Source organism: Streptosporangium sp. NBC_01469, assembly GCF_036227305.1.
GTDB lineage: Bacteria > Actinomycetota > Actinomycetes > Streptosporangiales > Streptosporangiaceae > Streptosporangium.
Map to the genome: position 1 here is coordinate 8,287,872 of NZ_CP109465.1, position 18,512 is coordinate 8,306,383.

Here is an 18,512-nt window from a genome sequence, read left to right on the forward strand (position 1 = left end):
GCACGACGGGTGGGAAGGCACGGTCACGGGAGTGGCGCCAAGCCACTCCTAGCCTTCCTACCCCATAACCGACATATCGGAAACGCTGGAATTCAGGAGGTACGCCCCATGATGGAGACGACCTCCAGGACGCGCATGGCACGGTCCAGCTCCGCACGATGGAAGGGCGGACCGTCGGTCCTGGCCAGGACCAGGTGCCGGCTCGTCCCCGGCACCGGGAGGCTCATCAACTGGTACCGCCCGGAACCGAGGACGGCGGGCCGCAACGTGGCGAGATCGGCCGCCTTGACACCGACGAGACCACCCGTCTCGTCGAGGACCTCCGGGGCCTGCCAGCTGCGGTGGACGAGCTCTCCGCTCTCCGGCGACACGATCACCGCCCACTCGGCGCTCACCAGGTCGGGCACGGCGTCCACGAGGGTGGCGAAGGCCCTGCCCGGGTCGGCGGCGACGTGCTTCAGCAGGTCGTAGTCGGGCGCGGCGCCGGGGATCTCGCGGGTGGGCCAGACCCCCTCGACGCGCATCCCCGGGACGCCCGAGAGCCGGTCCCTGACCGTCTCCGCGTCCACGGTGCCGGGCCAGGAGACGGTGAAGTCGTCCACCGCCCTGCCGACCTCACGTTCCAGGACCGTCACCTGGAGGATGTCCGCACCCAGCGTGCCGAGCACCCGGGCCGCCTGGCCCAGGGCGCCGGGCCTGTCGGGAAAGGAAACACGTAGCCGCAACATCATGCCGATCACCTCGCTCTGCGCACCAGACTGTCCTAGCCAGGTTTCACGAAGGTTCCGGGGAGATGTCCAGAATAAGACCCGAAATGCGTAAAAATCAGGACTGGTAGGCCCCGGCGGCGGGGGCCGCGGACAGCGCGGCGCCGGAGAGGTCCCGGGCGAGGCCCGCCCCTCCGTACCAGGTGGGGCCGAGCTTGACGCCGCGGCCGAGCGCCGGGGAACCGGGGCGCAGGCGCAGGTCCGTCCGGCTCCTGAAGCGGGGGTCGGCCACGATCGACCGGGGGCCGAGCTTGAACTTGAGGGAGCGGCCCTTGTAGACGCCGGCGTTCTCGTCGGCCCCCTTGCCGTCCTCGAAACCCACCTCGCCGCCGACCACGATGATGTTGTTGCGCAGCCTCAGGATTCCCGGGGAGCAGCCGTCGTGGCAGGCCCAGCCGAGGGTCTTACGGGCGGGCAGGTAGACCGAGTTGTGCACCGCGACGGTGCCCTTCACCGGCCCGACCACGTGGCGGGGGCCGCGGGTGATGAGGAAGGAGCCCCTGCGCGAGGAGGTGACCACGTTGTGGGCGAAGACGTTGTCCCCGGCGGTCTTGCCCTTCTCCGCGCCGAGCTCGACGAAGGTCTCGTTGTTCCTGGCGACGTTGTGGGTGATCCGGTTGCGGTCGCCGTTGAACACCTCGACGGCGGCGCCGTCGGTGCCGTAGTCCTTGCTGCTCGCGTAGCTGCCGGTGATCGTGTTTCCGGTGACGAGGTTGTCGTCGCCGTTGAGCAGCACGCCGAAGGCGCCGGAGTCGTCGTCACCGCCCTCGTCGTTGACGCTCATGCGGTTGTTGTCGCTCAGGACGCTGTTCTTGACGACGTTGCGCGCGCCGTCGAAGAGGACCCCGGCGATGTTGCGGTCGGCGATGACGCGGTCGAGCTCGTTGCGGCTGCCGACGACCTCGAAGCCGGACCACTGGCAGTTGCTGGCCCGTATCCCCACGATCCGCACGTAGGAGCCCGAGATCACCACGCAGGCCGCGTCCCTGCCGCTGATCCTCGGGGCCGCGCCCTTGCCGTACGGCTCGACCGAGATGGGGCTGGCGGCGGTGCCCCGACCCGACAGCGTCAGCGCGCCCGGCCAGCTGCCGCCGCGCTTGAGGCGCACGGTGTCACCCGGGCTCAGGGTGGCGGCGTTGACGTTGTCCAGGCTGCGCCAGGCCACCGCGGCCGAGGTCCCGGCGGCGGAGTCGTCGCCGGACCTGGAGTCGACGTAGTAGACGGTGCCCGCCGTGGCCGCGGTGGCTCCGGGCACGGCGACGAGCATGCTTCCCGCCATGAAAACCCCCGCCACGGGAGCGGCCAACGGCCTCGTCGAGTTCATAATGGTACGCTCCATCGCCGTTACCGCCGGTACGTCAGCGCAGATCTTCGCACACCCGGGGTTCCCTCAGCGGTCGGAGTGACGGACGTACAGCAGACCGTTACATCCGTTTCACTTCCGCGAGCCGGGAGAGCCGCGCGCGGAGCCGGGGAGGCCGGGTCCCGGGGCGCCGCCCGCGCGGATCACGCCCTGGTGGCGACTGTCAGAAGGTGGGCCGGGGAGCGTGTCAGGACATACTCCCTCGGTTCATGACAACCGGCCTCGGCGAGCCATCGGGTGACCGTCTCCGGGGAGTACAGGCGCCCGCCCTGGGTGTGGTGCAGGTTGAGCTCGAAGAGCGGGGTGAAGGCCCGCGCCGCCGCGTCCCCCGGATGGCCGGGATCCCGGTCGAGCACCAGCGCGACCCCGCCGGGGCGCAGCGTGCGCGCCGCCGCCCGCAGCAGGGCCGATGCCTGCTCCTCGCCGAAGCCGTGCAGCAGGTTGAACAGCAGCACGGCGTCCTGGTCCCGGTACGGGAGATCGCCCAGGATGTCCCCGGCGAGGAGGGTGACGCGGCCGGCCATCCCCGCCGAGTCCACCGCCGAGCGGCCCGCCTCGAGCCCCGAGGGCAGGTCGACGACGGTGGCGCGCAGATCAGGGCGGTCGCGGCAGTAGGCGATGCTGTAGCGGGCGTGCCCCCCGCCCAGGTCGAGCAGCCGGGAGGAGCCGTCCGGCAGGGGGACGACGGCGGCGATCTCCTCCGCCAGCCATCCCGCCTGGTCCTGGAGCAACCGCTGGAAGCGGGCCAGCACCTCGGGGCGCCCTGCCATCCAGGTGTAGAAGTCCGCGCCGCGCCTGCCGGAGCGCACCGACTCCTCCAGCCCGCCCCAGAGCCCGGCCAGGACCTCCTGCCAGAACAGCAGCGTGTTGCCGTACCCGCCGAGCAGCGGGCGGGACACGGCGGTCAGCGCGTACCCGCCGGGCTCGGACGTCACGTATCCGGTCGCGGCGAGCGCGCCGAGCAGGACGCGCAGGCCGTCCCGGTCGGCGCCGAGCCCGGCGGCCAGCTCGGGCAGGTCTCTGGGCCCGTCCGCCAGGGCCTCGAACAGGCCGAGCCGGACCCCGGCCGCGGCGGCGTGCGCCGACATGGCGCCGATCACGTCGAGATGGGGACCGGGCGCCTCTCCGCTCTCCAGGTAGCGGCGGGCGTCCTCGGGTGTCAGGTGCAGCGGCATCGGACCTCGTTCGTAAGGGTCGCGGTTCGTGGGGGGGTGCGGTTCGCGGGGTCGCGGATTCGTGAGGGGTACGGGTCGTAAAGGGTGCGGGTCGTAAGGGGTGCGGGTCGTAAGGGGTGCGGGTCGCGGAGGTCGCCGTTCGTGAAGTCGGTAGGGGTCAGGAGACCGGGGCGGGTGCGGCGTCCGTCCTGGGCGCGTCGGGGATCTCGCGCTCCAGGCGGCGGAGCCGGGGAAGGACGAACGTCGTGACCGCGAGGGCGACGAGCAGGAGCCCGTCGATCAGGAAGATCAGGGCGGTCCCCCTGCCGGGGCCCGTCCCGATCAGTTCCCCGACGCTTCCGGCGAGCGCGCCGCCCGGCATCAGCAGGGGTCCGGTGAGATGCTCCGCGGCGGGCGCGGCGCTCAGGAAGGCGATGGGCGTCGCGCACTGTCCCAGGGTGCGCGCCGTGGCGAGAACCCGGCCGAGCGCCCCGGCCTCCGTCTTGACCTGCAGGACCGTCATCACACAGCCGTTGACCACCGGCAGGATGAACAGGAACGCGGGGGCGACCACCGCGATGAGCGCCACCGAGGGAGACAGGCTGTGCGCGGCCAGGGCGAGCCCGCCCGCTCCCATGAAGAGACTCATCCCGGTGATCCTGCGGCGCGGCCCTCCCCACAGGCCCATGACCAGGCTTCCCGCGAACAGTCCCGCCCCGCCGGCGAACACCAGCACCCCGAGCGTGGCGGGCCCGGTGAACGACAGGATGAGCGGGCGGATCAGCACCCCCGCGACGGCGAACACGAGGTTGAACGCGGCGAAGAGCGCCACCAGGGGGAACAGCCCTTGGGTGCGCAGGTACCGCAGCCCGAAGAGCAGGTCGGTGCCCAGCGAGGGCGGGCTCGCGACGGTCTCGGGCCGGGTGGCCGACCGGGGCAGCCGGGTCGCCAGGACCACGGCCGTCGCGACGGCGAACGACAGGAGGTCCAGCAGGAGCACGCCGCGCAGTCCCACCACCTCCAGCAACGTCCCCGCCACCACCGGGGCCGCGATCTGCAACCCCCAGCTGGCCTGCATCAGCCCGTTGGCCCGCCCCAGGTGGCGTTCGGGGACCAGCAGCGGCGTCATCGCCTGGTAGACGGTGAGGTGGAAGGTCCCGCAGATCGCGCCGACCGCGGTGGCGACGTAGACGTGCCACACGGCCAGGCTCTGCGCCTGGACGATCAGCAGCAGCGCGACCGTCGACAGCGCCGCCCCGCAGTCGCTCAGCACGAGCACCCACTTCCTGTCGAAGCGGTCGACGATCACCCCGGAGAAGGGGGTGATGAGGATGCCGGGCAGCGTGGCGCAGAGCAGGGTGAGAGCGAACTGGGTCTCGGATCCGGATTCCTGGTAGACCCAGACGCTGAGCACGAAGCCGGTGAGGCTGGAACCGATCACCGACACCAGCTCGGCGGACCAGATACCGGCGAACCTGAGCGCGTCGGCTCTCAACGAAACCCTCCTTCTTCATACATTTCACTGGAAGTGTCGACAAACAGCTCGGTGGGCCTCTCGCCGGAGGTCCCGGTGGACTTCTCAGCGAAAGGCCCGGCGGGGGCTCCGGTGGGCGTCCCCGAAGACGCCTCGGGAAAGGCCCCGGCAGGTATTCCCGGAGACGCTTCGGGAAAGGCTCCGAGGGACGTTTCGAGGAACGCGAGATAGCGACCGATCAGGGTGGGATCGGGCGGCGGGCAGGCGAACGAGCAGTCGAACCTCGGTCCGCGCGGCCCCGGCGGCTCCTCGCCCAGATCGGCGGCGAACGGCCCCATGGCGACCGGCTCGCCCTCGGCGGAGCGCCGCAGGATCTCCGCCCGCCAGCGCTCCCAGGAAACCCGCTCGACGTCGTAGCCGTGATCGAGCAGGGCCGCCGCCATCTGCCGGTAGGTGATCCCCTCGGCGTCGAAGTAGTGGAAGTCGCGCCCCGCCGACCTCGGGTCCAGGAGCCTGGCGGCGATGGCGGCGGCGAGGTGGTCGACGGGGATGACGTCCTCGGTGACCGGTATGTCGGGCACCATACGGAGCTGGACGAACGTGGCGAGCAGCCGGTTGAAGTAGTCTCCGGGGTCGCCCCGGCCGGTGAGACTGTGGCCGCCGACCCTCGCGGGCCGGTGGACCGTCACGGGCAGGCCGTGCTCGCGGGCCCGCCGCGCCGCCGCGTCGGCGACCCACCTGCTCTGGTAGTACGGGGACCCCAGCCCGGCGGGGTCGTCCGGGGCCTCGTCCTCGGTGATCGGGCGGTCCCGGCCCGCCCAGCCGAGATACACGCCGAGGGTGGAGACGGTGTGCAGCGGGGTCGGCCTCAGGTGCGCGGCCAGCCGGACCATCTCGACGGTCCCGCCGACGTTCACGGGGCCGAGCATCCGGTACGGCTGAACGAAGTTGACGACCCGCCCGGCGTGGCAGATCAGGTCACTCCCCTCCGCCACGGCGTCGTAGACGTCGGGCTCCAGCCCCAGCCGGGGCGCCGTCAGGTCCCCCGCCAGACCGGTGACCCTTTCCCGGTAGCCGGGCCTCCAGAGGCCGTGCCGGGTCAGGACCTCACGGACCCGGTCGGTGGCCGCGTGCTCGTCCCTCGCCCTGACCAGGCACATCACCTCGGGAACGCCCCGGTCGAGCAACTCGGCCAGCAGGTGTGCCCCCAGAAGGCCCGTCGCTCCCGTCAGCAACACCCGTCCGGGCCACTTCGCCGCCGCCCCGCCCGGCGCGGAGCCGATCGAGCCGGGGACGCCACGCGCACCGGACGCGAATCCGGATACGCCATGCGCGTTCCCCCGCACCCCGGACACGGGACCGGACGTGCCAGGCGCGTCCCCCGGCACACCGGACGCGCCACGCTCATCCCCCGCCACGCCGGACACCTCGCGCGCGTCCCTCCGTACGCCGCGCGTCAAGCCGAGGGCGTCGCGCACGTCGCCGGGCAGCACCGCCAGCGCCCTCAGGTCGTCGTCGCCGAGGGCGGGTTCCGGCGTGGCCGCGGAGGCCGCGAGCTCCGCCAGGTCGGCCGCCTCGAAGAGGGCCCCCAGGGAGATCTCGGCCCCGGCCTCCTCGCGGACCTCGCCGAGCACCCTGGCGGCCAGCAGCGAGGACCCGCCGAGGGCGAAGAAGTTGTCGTGGCGTCCCACCCGGGGAACGCCGAGTATCCGGGCCCACACCCCGGCCAGGGCCGTCTCCAGCGGGCCGCGCGGCGGGACGTGTCCGGGCGCGTCCCGCGAGGCGGCCGGGAGCCGCCCGGTGTCGATCTTCCCGTGCGGCGTGCGCGGGATCTCGTCGAGCGGGACGAGCACGGCGGGCACCATGTGCCGGGGCAGCCGCTCGCGCAGGAAACCCCGCAGTTCCTCGGGGTCGGCCGTGCGCGGCGCCACGTAGCCGATGAGCCGGTCTCCCTCGGGGGAGGCCACGACGGCCGCGTCCCGCACCCCCGGGTGCGCCACGACGGCGGACTCGACCTCGGCGGGCTCGATCCGGTAGCCGTTGACCTTCAGCTGCCGGTCGGCCCGCCCGAGGAACTCCAGCGTCCCGTCGGCCAGGTATCTGGCCAGGTCCCCGGTCCGGTACATGCGGGCCCCCTCGCGCCCGGCGTGGGGGTCGCGGACGAACCGCGCCGCGGTCTCCTCGGGCCGGGCGACATAACCCCGGGCCAGGCAGTCACCGCCCAGGTGGAGCTCGCCCGGCGTGCCGGTGGGCGCCAGGCCGCCCCTGCGGTCGAGGACGTACGCGCGGACGTGCGGCAGCGGGCGCCCGATCGGCAGGTGTTCCCGCCCGGCCGCCTCGGCGCCGTCGCGGGTGCGGTGCACCGTGGCGCACACGGTCGCCTCGGTCGGGCCGTAGTGGTTGAACAGCTCGACCCGGCCGCCGGTGGCGGCGGCCCAGGCGCGGACCGCCCAGAGCGGCACCCGCTCACCCCCGACCATCATCGTGGTGACCGGCCAGTCGGCGGGCACCGCCCCGGGCGCCAGCACGGCCGCCCACCCGCGCCACAGGGAGGCCGCGGTGTCGACCGCGGTCACACCGTGCCGCGCGCAGAAGCGCACCAGCTCCGGCCCGTCCAGCAGGACGGGGTCAGGGTGCAGTACGACGGCGGCCCCCGAGCACAGGGCCGGGAACACGTCCCCCACCGAGGCGTCGAAGGTCAGCGGCGGCAGCATCAGCACCCGCCCGCCGGGCCCGAACCCGTGGACGACGCGGAACGCCTCGGTCAGCCGGGCGAGGGTCCCGTGGGTCACCATCACCCCCTTGGGCCGTCCCGTGGACCCCGACGTGTAGATCACGTACGCGAGGTCCTCCGGTCCCACGGACGGCACCTCACCGAGGTCACCCGTGTCATCCGGGCTACCGGCGTCACCGGGGTCACCCGCGGGACGCCCGGAGCCCCGCATGGCTCCGTGCTCACCGCCGACCCCGCCGTCCTTGACCCCCTCACCGTCCTCGAAACCTTCGGCTCCCTCGGCATCGCCGACATCCCCTGAGGCCCCGACGGTGAGAACAGCGCCGAGGTAGCCCGCGAGCGCGTCCCGGTGCCCGTCGGAGGTGACGGCGGCGACCGCTCCGGCCTCCAGGAGGATCCCGGCGATCCTGTCCGGCGGGTCGGCCGGGTTGAGCGGCAGGTAGGCGGCACCCGCCTTCAGCGCGGCGAGCAGGGCGACGACGGCGTCCCCGCCGTTCGGCAGGACGACGGCGACGACGGATTCGCGCCCCGCCCCCGCCTCCCGCAGCCGCGCCGCCAGCCGCGCCGAGCGGCGTTCCAGCTCGCCGTAGCCGATCGTCCCCGCCTCCGAGACCAGCGCGGGAGCGGTGGGGGCCTCGGCCGCCCACCGGGCGATGAGATCGTGGACCGCCGTGAAGTCCCCGGCGGACCGGGGATCGCGGGGCTCCGGACCGCCGTCGGACGTGCCGCCCGGGGACCGCTCACCCCCTGAGAGGCCGCCGTCGGACGTGCCCCCGTCCAAAGACCGCTCACCCCGCGAGAAGCCGCCGTACGAGGCGTCCGGGGTGGCGGGGTGGTGGGCCTCGTCGTGGAGCGGGATCTCCCAGACCCGCAGATCCGGCGTGGCGGTGAAGGCGGACAGGAAGACGACGACGTGGCGCAGGAACCGGTCGACGGTGTCCTCGTCGTAGAGGTCGGCGGAGTAGTCGGCGTGCAGCTCGATCCCTCTCTCGCCCGCGCTCACGACGAGGGTGAGGTCGAACCGGGCGCCGGGGGAGGACTCGTCGAGTTCCCATGTCTCCACGGTGATGTTCGCCGCCCGCTCGGCGGACCCGCCCCCCTCCCCCATGACGAGCAGTGTCTGGAAGACGGGATTCCTGCGCAGGTCCCGGGGTGCCCCGGCCAGGTCGGCGATCTCCTCGAACGGCGTCGCCTGGTGGCCGAGCCCCCTGATGACCGAGCCGCGCACGGCGCGCAGGAGCTCGGCCAGGGTGGGGTCGGCCCGCAGGTCCGTCCGTACCGGGATGAGGTTGATGTAGCAGCCGACCGAACCCTCCAGCTCGATCAGGTGCCGGTTGACCAGGGCGGTCCCGACGACCACGTCCTCCTCGTCGGAGCACCTGGCCAGGGTGGCGGTCATCGCCGACATCACGATGACGAACGGGGTGACGCGCCGCGCCCTGACGAGGGCGTACAGGTCCGCCGTCAGGTCGGCGGGCAGGCGCAGGGACCGGCGGGCCCCGCCCAGTACGGGTTCGCGAGGCCGGGCCCGGTCCTGCGGGAGGGTGGTGACGGCGGGCGCGCCGGACAGGTGCTCTCGCCAGTGGGCCAGTCCCGCCTCGCGCCCCGCCTCGTCCTGCCCGGCGAGCCAGGCGGCGTAGTCGGGGAACTGGGCGGACACCGGCCCCGGCGGCTCCTCTCCTTCGACCAGGACCCGGTAGTGGGCCCAGAGGTCCTCCTCCAGGATCCCGAGCGAGGGTGCGTCGCACATGATGTGGTGCAGGCACCAGCTCAGGATGTGCTCGTCGGCCGCGAGCCTGACCAGCACGGCCCGGTGCAGCGGGGCGCCGTCGAGGGTGAACCTGCGCGAGAGCACGTCCCTGACGATGTCGCGCGCCCGCTCCTCGTCGGGCGCGTCCACCACCCGCAGTTCGGGCCCGCTCTCCCGTACCACCTGGGCGGGTCCCTCGACGATGACCAGGCGCAGCGCCTCGTGGCGGCCCACGACGGCGGTGAAGGCCGCGCGCAGCGCGTCCGTGTCGAGCGGCCCGGTGAGGCGCTGGAAGGTCCAGCAGACGTAGGACGCCCCGCCGGGCCCGGCCCGGTCGAGGAACCACAGGCGTGCCTGGGCCGGGGTGAGCGGGATGGGCGCCGCTGGGTCACGGCGCGCGATCGGCATCACTCGGCCCCTTCCATGATGGTCTCCATGACGATCTCCCGCAGGTGGGCGGGCACCCGGCCGTCGAACCGGGTCAGGTACGCGCGGCGGTGGGCCGGGTCCCCCCACAGGAAGGGGAGGTCCGTGGCGACCATGTGGCGGATCGCGAGCAGCGGCACGGGACCGGCCAGGGGACGCAGCAGCGGGTTCCACAGCCCCGGCTTGTCGGGCGGCCCGTCGTGGAACTCCCCGATCATCAGGCCCTCCTCGACGAAGGCGTTCTTCAGCGCGTCCTGCGCGCCGTCGACGAGCGCCAGGCGGTCGCCGAGGCCGGGAAGGAGCAGCAGGATGGTGGTGAACACGGCCTCGGGGCCGTCCAGCGGCGCGAGCGCGGTGAACCAGGCCCGGTAGGGCTCCACCGCGGCGACGACGTCCTCGACGGTCTCGGCGGCGCGGTGGCCCGCCTCGGGCACCGCGAGGTAGAACCTGCCCCTGCTCAGCGAGCCCTGGGCGTACGGGCAGACCGGGCCGTTGCGGCCGAGGTCGGGGTGGGGGCGGCACAGGTAGGTCTCGGCCCAGTCCACGACGGCCCGCAGCGCGTCCCCGTGGGCGAGGACCTCGGGCGGCGGTGACGGGGCGTCGAGGTCCGCGACCTCGATCAGGCGGAGCGACGGGTCGCCGGGGTGCGCGATCACGGGGACGTCCTCCGCGGGGAAGAGGTGATCCGTACGGCCGCCAGGGCGGCTCCCGCGGCCAGCGCCGCGCCCGACCAGCGCAGCACGCGGTCCTGCCGGTGGGCGCGGCGCAACGCCTCGCCGTATGGCATGTCGGTGTGCGAGACCATGGTGTAGAGCGGTCGCCACAGGGTGGGGAAGGCGCGGTTCAGCGCGAGGTCGGCCTGCCTGCGGGCCAGCCGCAGCGGTGACCGGGTGCCGTCGCGCAGGTCGGCGAAGTTCTGTTCGGACAGGTCGGCCAGGATGTCGGTGTGCGGTCTGCGCAGCCGTTGATACTCGTCGAACGCGGCCGCGCGGTCGCCGGGGTGCCGGGCGAGGCAGCCGTCGAGCACCAGGCAGTCCTCCAGGGCCGAGTTCATGCCCTGGCCGTAGAACGGGTAGACCGCGTGGGCGGCGTCGCCCGCCAGGACCACCCGGTCGGCGTGCCGCCAGCGTGAGGTGCGGATGGTCACCAGGTTTCCGACCGGGTTGGCGGCGTACTGCGCGGCCAGGTCGGGCACGAGGTCGACCATGCCGGGGAAGACCCGCAGGAAGAAGTGGGTGACGTCCCGCTCCCCTTCGAGTTCGGCGAAGCCGGGGGCGCCGGAGTGCGGCAGGAAGAGCGTCGCGGTCAGCGAGCCGTCCACGTTGGGGTGGGCGACGATCAGGGCTTTCTCTCCGGGCCAGACGTGCAGCGCCTCCAGCGGGACGCGGGAGCCGCCGCCGGGGGCCGCGGGGATCGTGAGCTCCTTGTACCCCCATTCGAGGAACTCCTGGCGGTAGTCGGCGGCGAGCCCGCGCTGCATGGCGGCGCGTACGGCGGAGAACGCCCCGTCGGCGCCGACCACGAAGTCCGCGCGGGCGTCGCGCGTCTCCCCGGTGATCGCGTCGGCCAGGGTCAGGTCTCCGCTCTCGCGGTCGACTCCCGTACAGCGGACGCCGAAGAGGTGCCTGACCCCCTCGTGTTCCGCGGCGCGCTCGACGAGGAGGGTGGTCAGCTCGTCCCTGCGGACCGAGTGGAGGATCTCCCCGGGGTCGGTGCCGTACGCCTGGAAGGCCGCCGGCCTGCCCGGACGGTGGATCATGCGTCCCCGCATGGGCACGAGCCTGTCCCCGAGAGCGTTCCAGAGGCCGACGTGCCGCAGGGCGCGGATGCCGCGGGCCGACAGGCCCAGGTTGATCGAGCGTCCCTCGCCGTCGCCCTTGCCGTCGCGCGGGTCGGGACGCATGTCGTAGACGTCGACCGGGTGGCCGCGGCGGGCGAGGAGGATGGCGAGCAGCGATCCCGCCGGGCCCGCCCCGACGACCGCGGCCCGTGCGGTCCGGTCGGCGGGGGTGGCGGTGACGGCGTGGGTCTCGTGGCGGCTCGGGTCGCCGGTTGAGCCGGGTAGGCGAGGTGAGCCGGATAAGCCTGGCGAACTGGATAAGTCGGATGAGCCGGGTAAGCCGGAGACGTCCTTCACGGTGTCCCCTCCGGCTCGACTCCGCGACACGAGGGCGTGCCCACGCGGTCGCGGATCGGGAAGACGGGCCGGGACGGGTCGGCGGTCATAGCGATCTGGGCGGTGTCATGCACACTCAAACCGGCCTCCTGGGGCGGGCGCGCGAGATCGGCGAATCGAACGAGAGTGAGGTCCCGGACCGCGGGGGCCCGGATCAAACACGTGCCGAGCGGAAGAACCGGCGGCTCTGGCGGCCTTCGCGATGTTCGAGAGGACCGGCGGCTCTGGCGGCCTTCGCAATGCCCGGGAGGACCGGCGGCTACGGTCCTCGCGGTGTTCCGGAGGACCGGCGGCTGCGGCGGTCCTCGCGGTGTGAGGATCTCGGAGTATAGAGATCGGCGACCATGCCGGGGAAGCCCGTGACGGTGGCAGAAACGGACCGTTGCGAAATGTCAGCGGGCGGGCGCGATCAGCGAACGATCTTGGGCCCGGAACCCGTCGAGCCCCGCACGATGAGTTCCGGCTGGAAGATCAGCTCGGAGTGCTGGCCGGGCGCGCCCGCGACGGCCTCCAGGAGGGTGTGCACGGCGGCGGTGACCATCGGCTGCACGGGCTGGCGCACGGTGGTCAGCGGCGGGTCGGTGAACGCGATCAGCGGCGAGTCGTCGAACCCCACCACCGACACGTCTCCCGGCACCGACAGCCCGCGGTCGCGGCAGGCCCTGATCGCGCCCAGCGCCATCAGGTCCGAGGCGCACACGATGCCCGTGCAGCCGCGCGCCAGCAACTGCGCCGTCGCGACCTGGCCGCCCTCCACGGAGAACAGCGAGTGCGAGATCAGCTCGTCGACGTCCGTGACACCGAGCAGCTGGGACATCGCCCGCCGGTAGCCCTCGATCTTCCTGATCACCGGTACGAACCGGCCGGGGCCGACGGCCAGACCGATGCGCTCGTGGCCGAGGTCGGCCAGGTGCTGGACGGCCAGCCGGGCCGCGGCCCGGTCGTCCGGGGAGATGAACGGGGCGGGCACGTCGGCGGCGTGCCCGTTGAGCAGGACGATCGGCACGCCCTGCCCGATCAGCTGGGTGTAGCGGTCCGAGCGCGCGGTGATGTCCGCGTGCAGCCCGGAGACGAAGATGATGCCGCTGACCCCGCGCTCCACCAGGATCTCGGTGAACTCGTCCTCGACCGCCCCGCCGGGCAGCTGGGTGCAGAGCACCGGGGTGTAGCCGTGCTGGGTGAGCGTCTTCTCGAAGGCCTGGGCGAAGGCCGGGAAGATGGGGTTGTCCAGCTCGGGGGTGACCAGGCCGATCAGCCCGTTGCTGCGCTGGCGCAGCCGCTGCGGGCGCTCGTACCCCATCAGGTCCAGAGCCGTCAGCACCGCCTGCCGGGTGAGGGCGGACACGCCCGGCTTGCCGTTGAGCACCCGGCTGACCGTGGCCTCGCTCACCCCGGCCTGCGCGGCGATGTCGGCCAGCCTGGCGGTGCCGTTCCCGGCGCCGGGTCCGGGTCCGGCGCCAGGGCCGGTGCCGTTCCCGGCGCCGAGCTGGCCGGTGCTAGGCGACATCGGGTTCCCACCAGACGGCGGAGTCGGGGGCGAGCCGTACCACGCCGCCCTCGACCGCCGTCTCCGCGCTGGCCAGCAGGATCCGCCCGAGGGCGGGCAGTTCCACCGGGTCGCCGGTGAGGTTGACCGTGCAGGCGAACCCGTCGCCCCTCGCGAAGGCCAGGGTGCCCTCCGGGGATTCGAGCCAGGTCAGCGGGGCGTCGTCGAAGGAGCGGCGCTCGCGCCTGATCCGCAGCGCCTCCCGGTAGAGGTTGAGCGTGGAGACCGGGTCGTCGAGCTGGGACGCGACGCTGAGCGGCCCCCAGGAGGACGGCATGGGCAGCCACGTCCCCCCGGCGCCGGGCAGGCTGAAGCCGAAGTGCGGCTCGCCGTCGGCCCACGGGAGCGGCACCCGGCAGCCGTCGCGGCCGTCGTCGGGGTTGCGCAGGCGCTGCGGGTCGCGCAGGAACTCCTCCGGCAGGTCGAGGACCTCGGGCAGTCCCAGCTCCTCCCCCTGGTAGACGTAGGCCGAGCCGGGCAGGGAGAGCGTCAGCAGGGCGGCGGCGCGGGAGCGGCGCAGGCCGAGTTCGCCACCGCCGTACCGGGTGAGGTGGCGCTTGACGTCGTGGTTGGACAGCACCCAGGTGCAGGGCGCGCCGACCAGCCCGGCCGTCGTCAGCGACTCCTGGATGACCGCGCGGAACGCGGTGGCCTCCCAGGGGGCGACGAGGAAGTGGAAGTTGAACGCCTGGTGCATCTCGTCGGGGCGGACGTAGTTGGCCAGCCGCCGCGAGGACGGCGCCCACGCCTCGGCGACGCCGATCCGCTCCCCGGGGTAGGAGTCGAGCAGTTTGCGCCAGGCCCGGTGGATCTCGTGCACGCCGTCCTGGTCGAAGAACGGCACCACCTCGGTGCCGATCATCCGGACCTGGTCGGCGTGGCCGACGTCGGGCAGGCCGTCCGCCTTGACCATGCCGTGGGCGACGTCGACGCGGAAGCCGTCCACGCCCATGTCCAGCCAGAATCGCAGGATCGACTCGAACTCCGCGTGGACCTCGAGGTTCTCCCAGTTCAGGTCGGGCTGCTCGGAGGCGAACAGGTGGAGGTACCACTCGCCGTCGGGCAGCCGGGTCCACGCGGGGCCGCCGAAGACCGACTCCCAGTCGTTGGGCGGCAGCTCCCCTCCGGCACCCCTGCCCCGGCGGAAGATGTAGCGCTCCCTGACGGGGTCTCCGGGGGGCGCCGCCAGGGCCTCCAGGAACCAGGCGTGCCGGTCGGAGGTGTGGTTGGGCACCACGTCCACGATGACCCGCAGGCCGTGCCGGTGCGCGTCGTCGATCAGCGCCCCGGCGTCGGCCAGCGACCCGAAGATCGGGTCCACGTCCCGGTAGTCGGCCACGTCGTAGCCGAAGTCGGCCATCGGCGAGGTGAAGAACGGGGTGAGCCAGATCGCGTCGACCCCGAGGTCCGCCAGGTACGGGAGCCTGCCGCGCACGCCGAGCAGGTCCCCCACGCCGTCGCCGTTTCCGTCGGCGAAGCTGCGCACGTAGACCTGGTAGATCACCGCGTCGCGCCACCATCGGGTGACGGTTCCGGCAGTACGGTCCGCCCGGACAAGCTCGGTCATATTAAATCCCCCGATCGGATGACATATCAGGACGTAATAGCACGACGGTGTTACGACTTCGTGGCACCGGCGGTAAGCCCGGCGACCAGATGCCGCTGGACGAGCAGGAAGACCGCCGCCGCCGGGACCGCGATCAGCACCGCCGCGGCGGTGAGCAGGCCCCAGTCCGACCAGTGCTGGCCGACGAACTGCTGGAGCCCGATGCCGAGCGTGCGCTTCTCCTCCTGCGACATGAACACGGTGGCGTAGGCCACCTCTCCCCAGGCGGTCATGAACGAGTAGAACGCGGTGACCGCGAGGCTCGGCCTGGCCAGCGGCAGGATGACCCGCCAGAACGCGCCGAACGGCGTCAGGCCGTCGACGAGTCCCGCCTGGTCGATCTCGCGCGGGATGGAGTCGAAGTAGCTCTTCATCATCCACGCGCAGAACGGCACCGCCACCGTCATGTAGGCGATGACCAGGCCGGGGATCTGGTTGAGCAGCCCGAGGCCGGCCATCAGGTTGTAGAGGGGGACGATCAGGATCGCCACCGGGAACATCTGGATGACGAGCAGCGTCCACATCACCCCGCGGTAGCCGGGGAAGCGGAAGCGGCTGATCGCGTACCCGGTCGTGGAGGCCAGGAAGACGCCGATGACCGTGGTCAGCCCGGCGACGATCACCGAGTTGAGCAGCCAGGTCGGGAATTGCGTCTCGGTGAGCACCCGCGCGTAGTTGTCCAGCGAGGGCTGGTTGAAGATCTCCAGCTCGCTGGAGAGCCAGCCGTCGCGCGGCTTGAGCGAGGTCAGGACGAGCCAGACGATCGGGAACAGCGAGACGGCGACGGCGGCGAGCAGGGTCGCGTGCAGCAGGATCGACTTCCCCGCGCTGCGTTCCCCGCGCCCCCGGACGCGCCCGGCGGTGGCCGTGGCGCCGGTGGTGGTGCTCACCAGACCTCCCCTTGCTTGCGCAGCGAGCGCCGGTAGACCACGGCCAGCACGACGAGGAGCAGGAGGATGATCACTCCCCATGCCGCGGAGTTGGAGTAGTTGCGGACGCCGGTGAAGGCCTCACGGAACGCGTAGGTGACCAGGATCTCGGTGGAGCTGCCCGGCCCTCCCCCGCTGATCAGGTAGATCACCGGGAACATGTTGAACGTCCAGATCGTGCCCAGCAGGACGACCGTGCTCGACACGGTACGCAGGCCGGGAATCGTGATGAAGCGGAAGCGCTGCCACGGCGTGGCGCCGTCCACCTCCGCCGCCTCGTACAGCTCACCGGGGATCGACTGGAGCCCGCCCAGCACGGCGACCATCATGAACGGCACGCCCATCCAGACGTTGACCGCGATGACCGCCATCTTCGCCGTGGTCGGGTCGTCGAGCCAGCCGACCGCTCCCAGGCCCGCGGCCCTGAGCATCGCGTTGATCACGCCGAAGTCGCTGTTGTAGAGGTAGCGCCAGATGAACGCCGAGACGAAGCCCGGGATCGCCCACGGCAGGATGAGCAGCAGCCGGTAGGCCGAGCGGAACCTGACCTTGCGGTTGAGCAGCAGGGCCAGGCCGAGGCCCAGGCCGTAGTGGAACGCCACGCAGACGACGGTCCACACGACCGTCCAGGTCAGCTTCTCCCAGAACAACCCGCTGGTCAGGATCGCGACGTAGTTGTCGAACCAGACGAACTCGTAGGTCGAGGGGATGACGTTGACGCCGATCGTCCGGCCGATGTTGGCCTCGGTCGCGTCGGTCAGCGACAGGTAGACGCCCCTGGCCAGCGGCCAGCCGACCAGCAGGGCGGTGACCAGGATCACCGGGGCGACCATGGCCCAGGCGTACCAGTGCCTGCCCGTCACCCGCCGGAACGGGCCGGGCTCCTTACGGCGGCCCCGGCCGCGGGCGCCGCCGGCACCCGCGGCCCGGTCCCTGGCCGTGCTGTTCACACGCCCAGTCGAGAGCGCCACGGATCAGCTCCAGTCCTTGAAGATGCCTCGGTACTGGCCGTCGACCTTCTTGAGCATGTCCTCGGGGGTCGCCGTGCCGCCCACCAGCGACTGGTAGCCCTCAAGGAGCGGCTGGAAGAGCTGGCCGCCCTCGGGGATCCACGGCCGCGCGGTCGCGGTGTCCATGATGGGCTTGAAGACGGCGACGTCCTTGTTGGCCTGCACGTCGGGGTTGTCGTACGCGGAGACTCGGGTCGGCAGGAGGCTGATCTCCTTGGCGACCCTGGCCTGGGACTCGGGGGTGCTCATGAAGCGGACGAACTCGTAGGAGGCGTCCAGGTTCTTGGAACCGGCGTAGATGGCCAGGTTCCAGCCGCCGGTGGGGGCCCCGGCCTTGACCGAGCCCGCCGGGACGGGCGCGATGCCCAGGTTCTCCTTGTCCTTGAACTCCTTGCCCTGGTAGATCTCCGACAGCGCCCACGGGCCGTTGTAGATCATCGCGGTCTTGCCGTCCTTGAGGGCGGTCATCGCGTTGGCGTAGCTGTCCTGGATCGCGGGCTTGGGCGCGGCACCGGAGGCGATCAGGTCGGAGACGGCGGCCATCGCCTTCACGTTCGCCGGGGAGTTGACGGTGATCTTCTTGTTCTGCACGTCGAGGAGGTCACCGCCCTCGCCGTACATGAAGGGCAGCAGGAAGTAGGAGTCGACGTTGAGCGCGAGGCCACTGGCGCCGGTCTTCTCCTTGACGTCGAGCGCGGCCTGCTTGAGCTCCTCGACCGTGGCGGGGGCCTTCTCGTGCCCGGCCTCCTTGAGCAGCCGCTTGTTGTAGATGAGCGCGAGGGTGTCGGTGACCTGCGGGACGGCGTACGTCTTGCCGTTGTACTTGGTGCTGCTCAGCGGCCCCGGCAGGAAGTCCGACTCGTTCTCCACGGCGCGCGTGCCCTCCAGCGGCTGGAGGTAGCCGAGCGAGGCGAACTGGGAGGTCCAGGCGACCTCGGAGCGGATCACGTCCGGCGCCCCCGCACCCGCCTGCGCCGCCGTCTGGAACTGGTTCTGCGCCTGGTCGGAGGGGACGTTGACGTACTTGACCTTGATGCCCGGGTACTTGGCCTGGAACTCCTTGATGAGCGCCTGGAACGTCGGGCCCTCGCTGTCGGGTCTGACGGTGTCCCACCAGGTGATCTCACCGGTGATCTTCGACGGGTCCGTCGCCGCGGGCTGGGTGGGGGCCGCCGTGCCGGCGTCACCGCCACCGCAGGCGGAGACCGCCAGGGCGAGGGCCGCGACAATCGTCGCGGCCGAGAAGGCTCGCCGCATGTTCTTCTCCTCGTGTTCAAGGGGGCGGCCGGGACCGAAGAGCCGTCCGGCCGGGTCTGGAGTACGCCGGACGTTACGCCGACATGAATCCCATTGGAAGAAGTTTCTGCAAGAGTCTGCAAAGTCGTTACAAAGCCGCCCAAAGCTAAGGACTTACCCGATCCTCCACTTAAACCATGGGCGGCGATATCACCACTTCAAGGCCGATAAGTCATCTTTTGTACGTTTTGGACTCTCGATTGGGTCCCTTCCGGACGCCCCCGAATTACCGGGATTCAGAAAATTGCCGCAAGGGATTGCACAGACCATTCCTAGTGAGT

General features: G+C 72.0%; 12 protein-coding genes. All 12 read right to left on the reverse strand.

Features of this window, described 5'->3' with window-relative positions; genetic code table 11:
• Nucleotides 1–92: 92 nt before the first annotated feature.
• The 12 genes from OG587_RS36060 to OG587_RS36115 all read right to left on the reverse strand — a co-directional run bounded on the left by OG587_RS36060 (nucleotide 93) and on the right by OG587_RS36115 (nucleotide 18,192).
• A complete protein-coding gene (locus OG587_RS36060) occupies nucleotides 93–731 on the reverse strand; it encodes an amino acid-binding protein (protein WP_329083271.1) in 639 nt (212 codons plus the stop codon).
• Nucleotides 732–825: 94 nt separating this feature from the next.
• Nucleotides 826–2,091 (reverse strand): right-handed parallel beta-helix repeat-containing protein, encoded by a 1,266-nt coding sequence (locus tag OG587_RS36065; protein WP_329083272.1) that lies wholly within the window; start codon nucleotides 2,089–2,091, stop codon nucleotides 826–828.
• 182 nt (nucleotides 2,092–2,273) lie between these two features.
• The gene (locus OG587_RS36070) at nucleotides 2,274–3,305 is read right to left on the reverse strand and encodes a methyltransferase (RefSeq protein WP_329083273.1); all 1,032 of its coding nucleotides are present in this window, start codon (nucleotides 3,303–3,305) and stop codon (nucleotides 2,274–2,276) included.
• Between the two features lie 157 nt (nucleotides 3,306–3,462).
• Nucleotides 3,463–4,779, reverse strand: coding sequence for an MFS transporter (locus OG587_RS36075; RefSeq protein WP_329083274.1), 1,317 nt, complete (start codon nucleotides 4,777–4,779; stop codon nucleotides 3,463–3,465).
• Nucleotides 4,776–9,650, reverse strand: coding sequence for a non-ribosomal peptide synthetase (locus OG587_RS36080; RefSeq protein ID WP_329083275.1), 4,875 nt, complete (start codon nucleotides 9,648–9,650; stop codon nucleotides 4,776–4,778). The genes OG587_RS36075 and OG587_RS36080 overlap by 4 nt, the downstream gene beginning before the upstream one ends.
• Nucleotides 9,650–10,324, reverse strand: coding sequence for a DUF6875 domain-containing protein (locus OG587_RS36085; protein ID WP_329083276.1), 675 nt, complete (start codon nucleotides 10,322–10,324; stop codon nucleotides 9,650–9,652). The genes OG587_RS36080 and OG587_RS36085 overlap by 1 nt, the downstream gene beginning before the upstream one ends.
• Nucleotides 10,321–11,805 (reverse strand): FAD-dependent oxidoreductase, encoded by a 1,485-nt coding sequence (locus OG587_RS36090; protein ID WP_329083277.1) that lies wholly within the window; start codon nucleotides 11,803–11,805, stop codon nucleotides 10,321–10,323. The genes OG587_RS36085 and OG587_RS36090 overlap by 4 nt, the downstream gene beginning before the upstream one ends.
• 448 nt (nucleotides 11,806–12,253) lie before the next feature.
• Nucleotides 12,254–13,351 (reverse strand): LacI family DNA-binding transcriptional regulator, encoded by a 1,098-nt coding sequence (locus tag OG587_RS36095; RefSeq protein WP_329083278.1) that lies wholly within the window; start codon nucleotides 13,349–13,351, stop codon nucleotides 12,254–12,256.
• A complete protein-coding gene (locus tag OG587_RS36100) occupies nucleotides 13,341–14,957 on the reverse strand; it encodes a glycoside hydrolase family 13 protein (RefSeq protein ID WP_329083279.1) in 1,617 nt (538 codons plus the stop codon). Before OG587_RS36100 ends, OG587_RS36095 begins: the two co-directional genes overlap by 11 nt.
• Before the next feature lie 50 nt (nucleotides 14,958–15,007).
• Nucleotides 15,008–15,886, reverse strand: a complete 879-nt coding sequence (locus tag OG587_RS36105) for a sugar ABC transporter permease (protein WP_329083280.1) — start codon at nucleotides 15,884–15,886, stop codon at nucleotides 15,008–15,010.
• The gene (locus tag OG587_RS36110; protein ID WP_329083281.1) at nucleotides 15,883–16,875 is read right to left on the reverse strand and encodes a carbohydrate ABC transporter permease; all 993 of its coding nucleotides are present in this window, start codon (nucleotides 16,873–16,875) and stop codon (nucleotides 15,883–15,885) included. Before OG587_RS36110 ends, OG587_RS36105 begins: the two co-directional genes overlap by 4 nt.
• Nucleotides 16,876–16,899: 24 nt before the next feature.
• A complete protein-coding gene (locus OG587_RS36115; RefSeq protein ID WP_329083282.1) occupies nucleotides 16,900–18,192 on the reverse strand; it encodes an extracellular solute-binding protein in 1,293 nt (430 codons plus the stop codon).
• Nucleotides 18,193–18,512: the final 320 nt, after the last annotated feature.

Excerpts from the sequence above, each read along its gene's own strand:
- OG587_RS36080 (WP_329083275.1), bottom strand. The coding sequence starts at position 9,650 with ATGCCGATCGCGCGCCGTGACCCAGCGGCGCCCATCCCGCTCACCCCG.
- OG587_RS36095 (WP_329083278.1), bottom strand. The coding sequence starts at position 13,351 with ATGTCGCCTAGCACCGGCCAGCTCGGCGCCGGGAACGGCACCGGCCCT.
- OG587_RS36100 (WP_329083279.1), bottom strand. The coding sequence starts at position 14,957 with ATGACCGAGCTTGTCCGGGCGGACCGTACTGCCGGAACCGTCACCCGA.
- OG587_RS36060 (WP_329083271.1), bottom strand. The coding sequence starts at position 731 with ATGATGTTGCGGCTACGTGTTTCCTTTCCCGACAGGCCCGGCGCCCTG.
- OG587_RS36065 (WP_329083272.1), bottom strand. The coding sequence starts at position 2,091 with ATGAACTCGACGAGGCCGTTGGCCGCTCCCGTGGCGGGGGTTTTCATG.
- OG587_RS36115 (WP_329083282.1), bottom strand. The coding sequence starts at position 18,192 with ATGCGGCGAGCCTTCTCGGCCGCGACGATTGTCGCGGCCCTCGCCCTG.
- OG587_RS36070 (WP_329083273.1), bottom strand. The coding sequence starts at position 3,305 with ATGCCGCTGCACCTGACACCCGAGGACGCCCGCCGCTACCTGGAGAGC.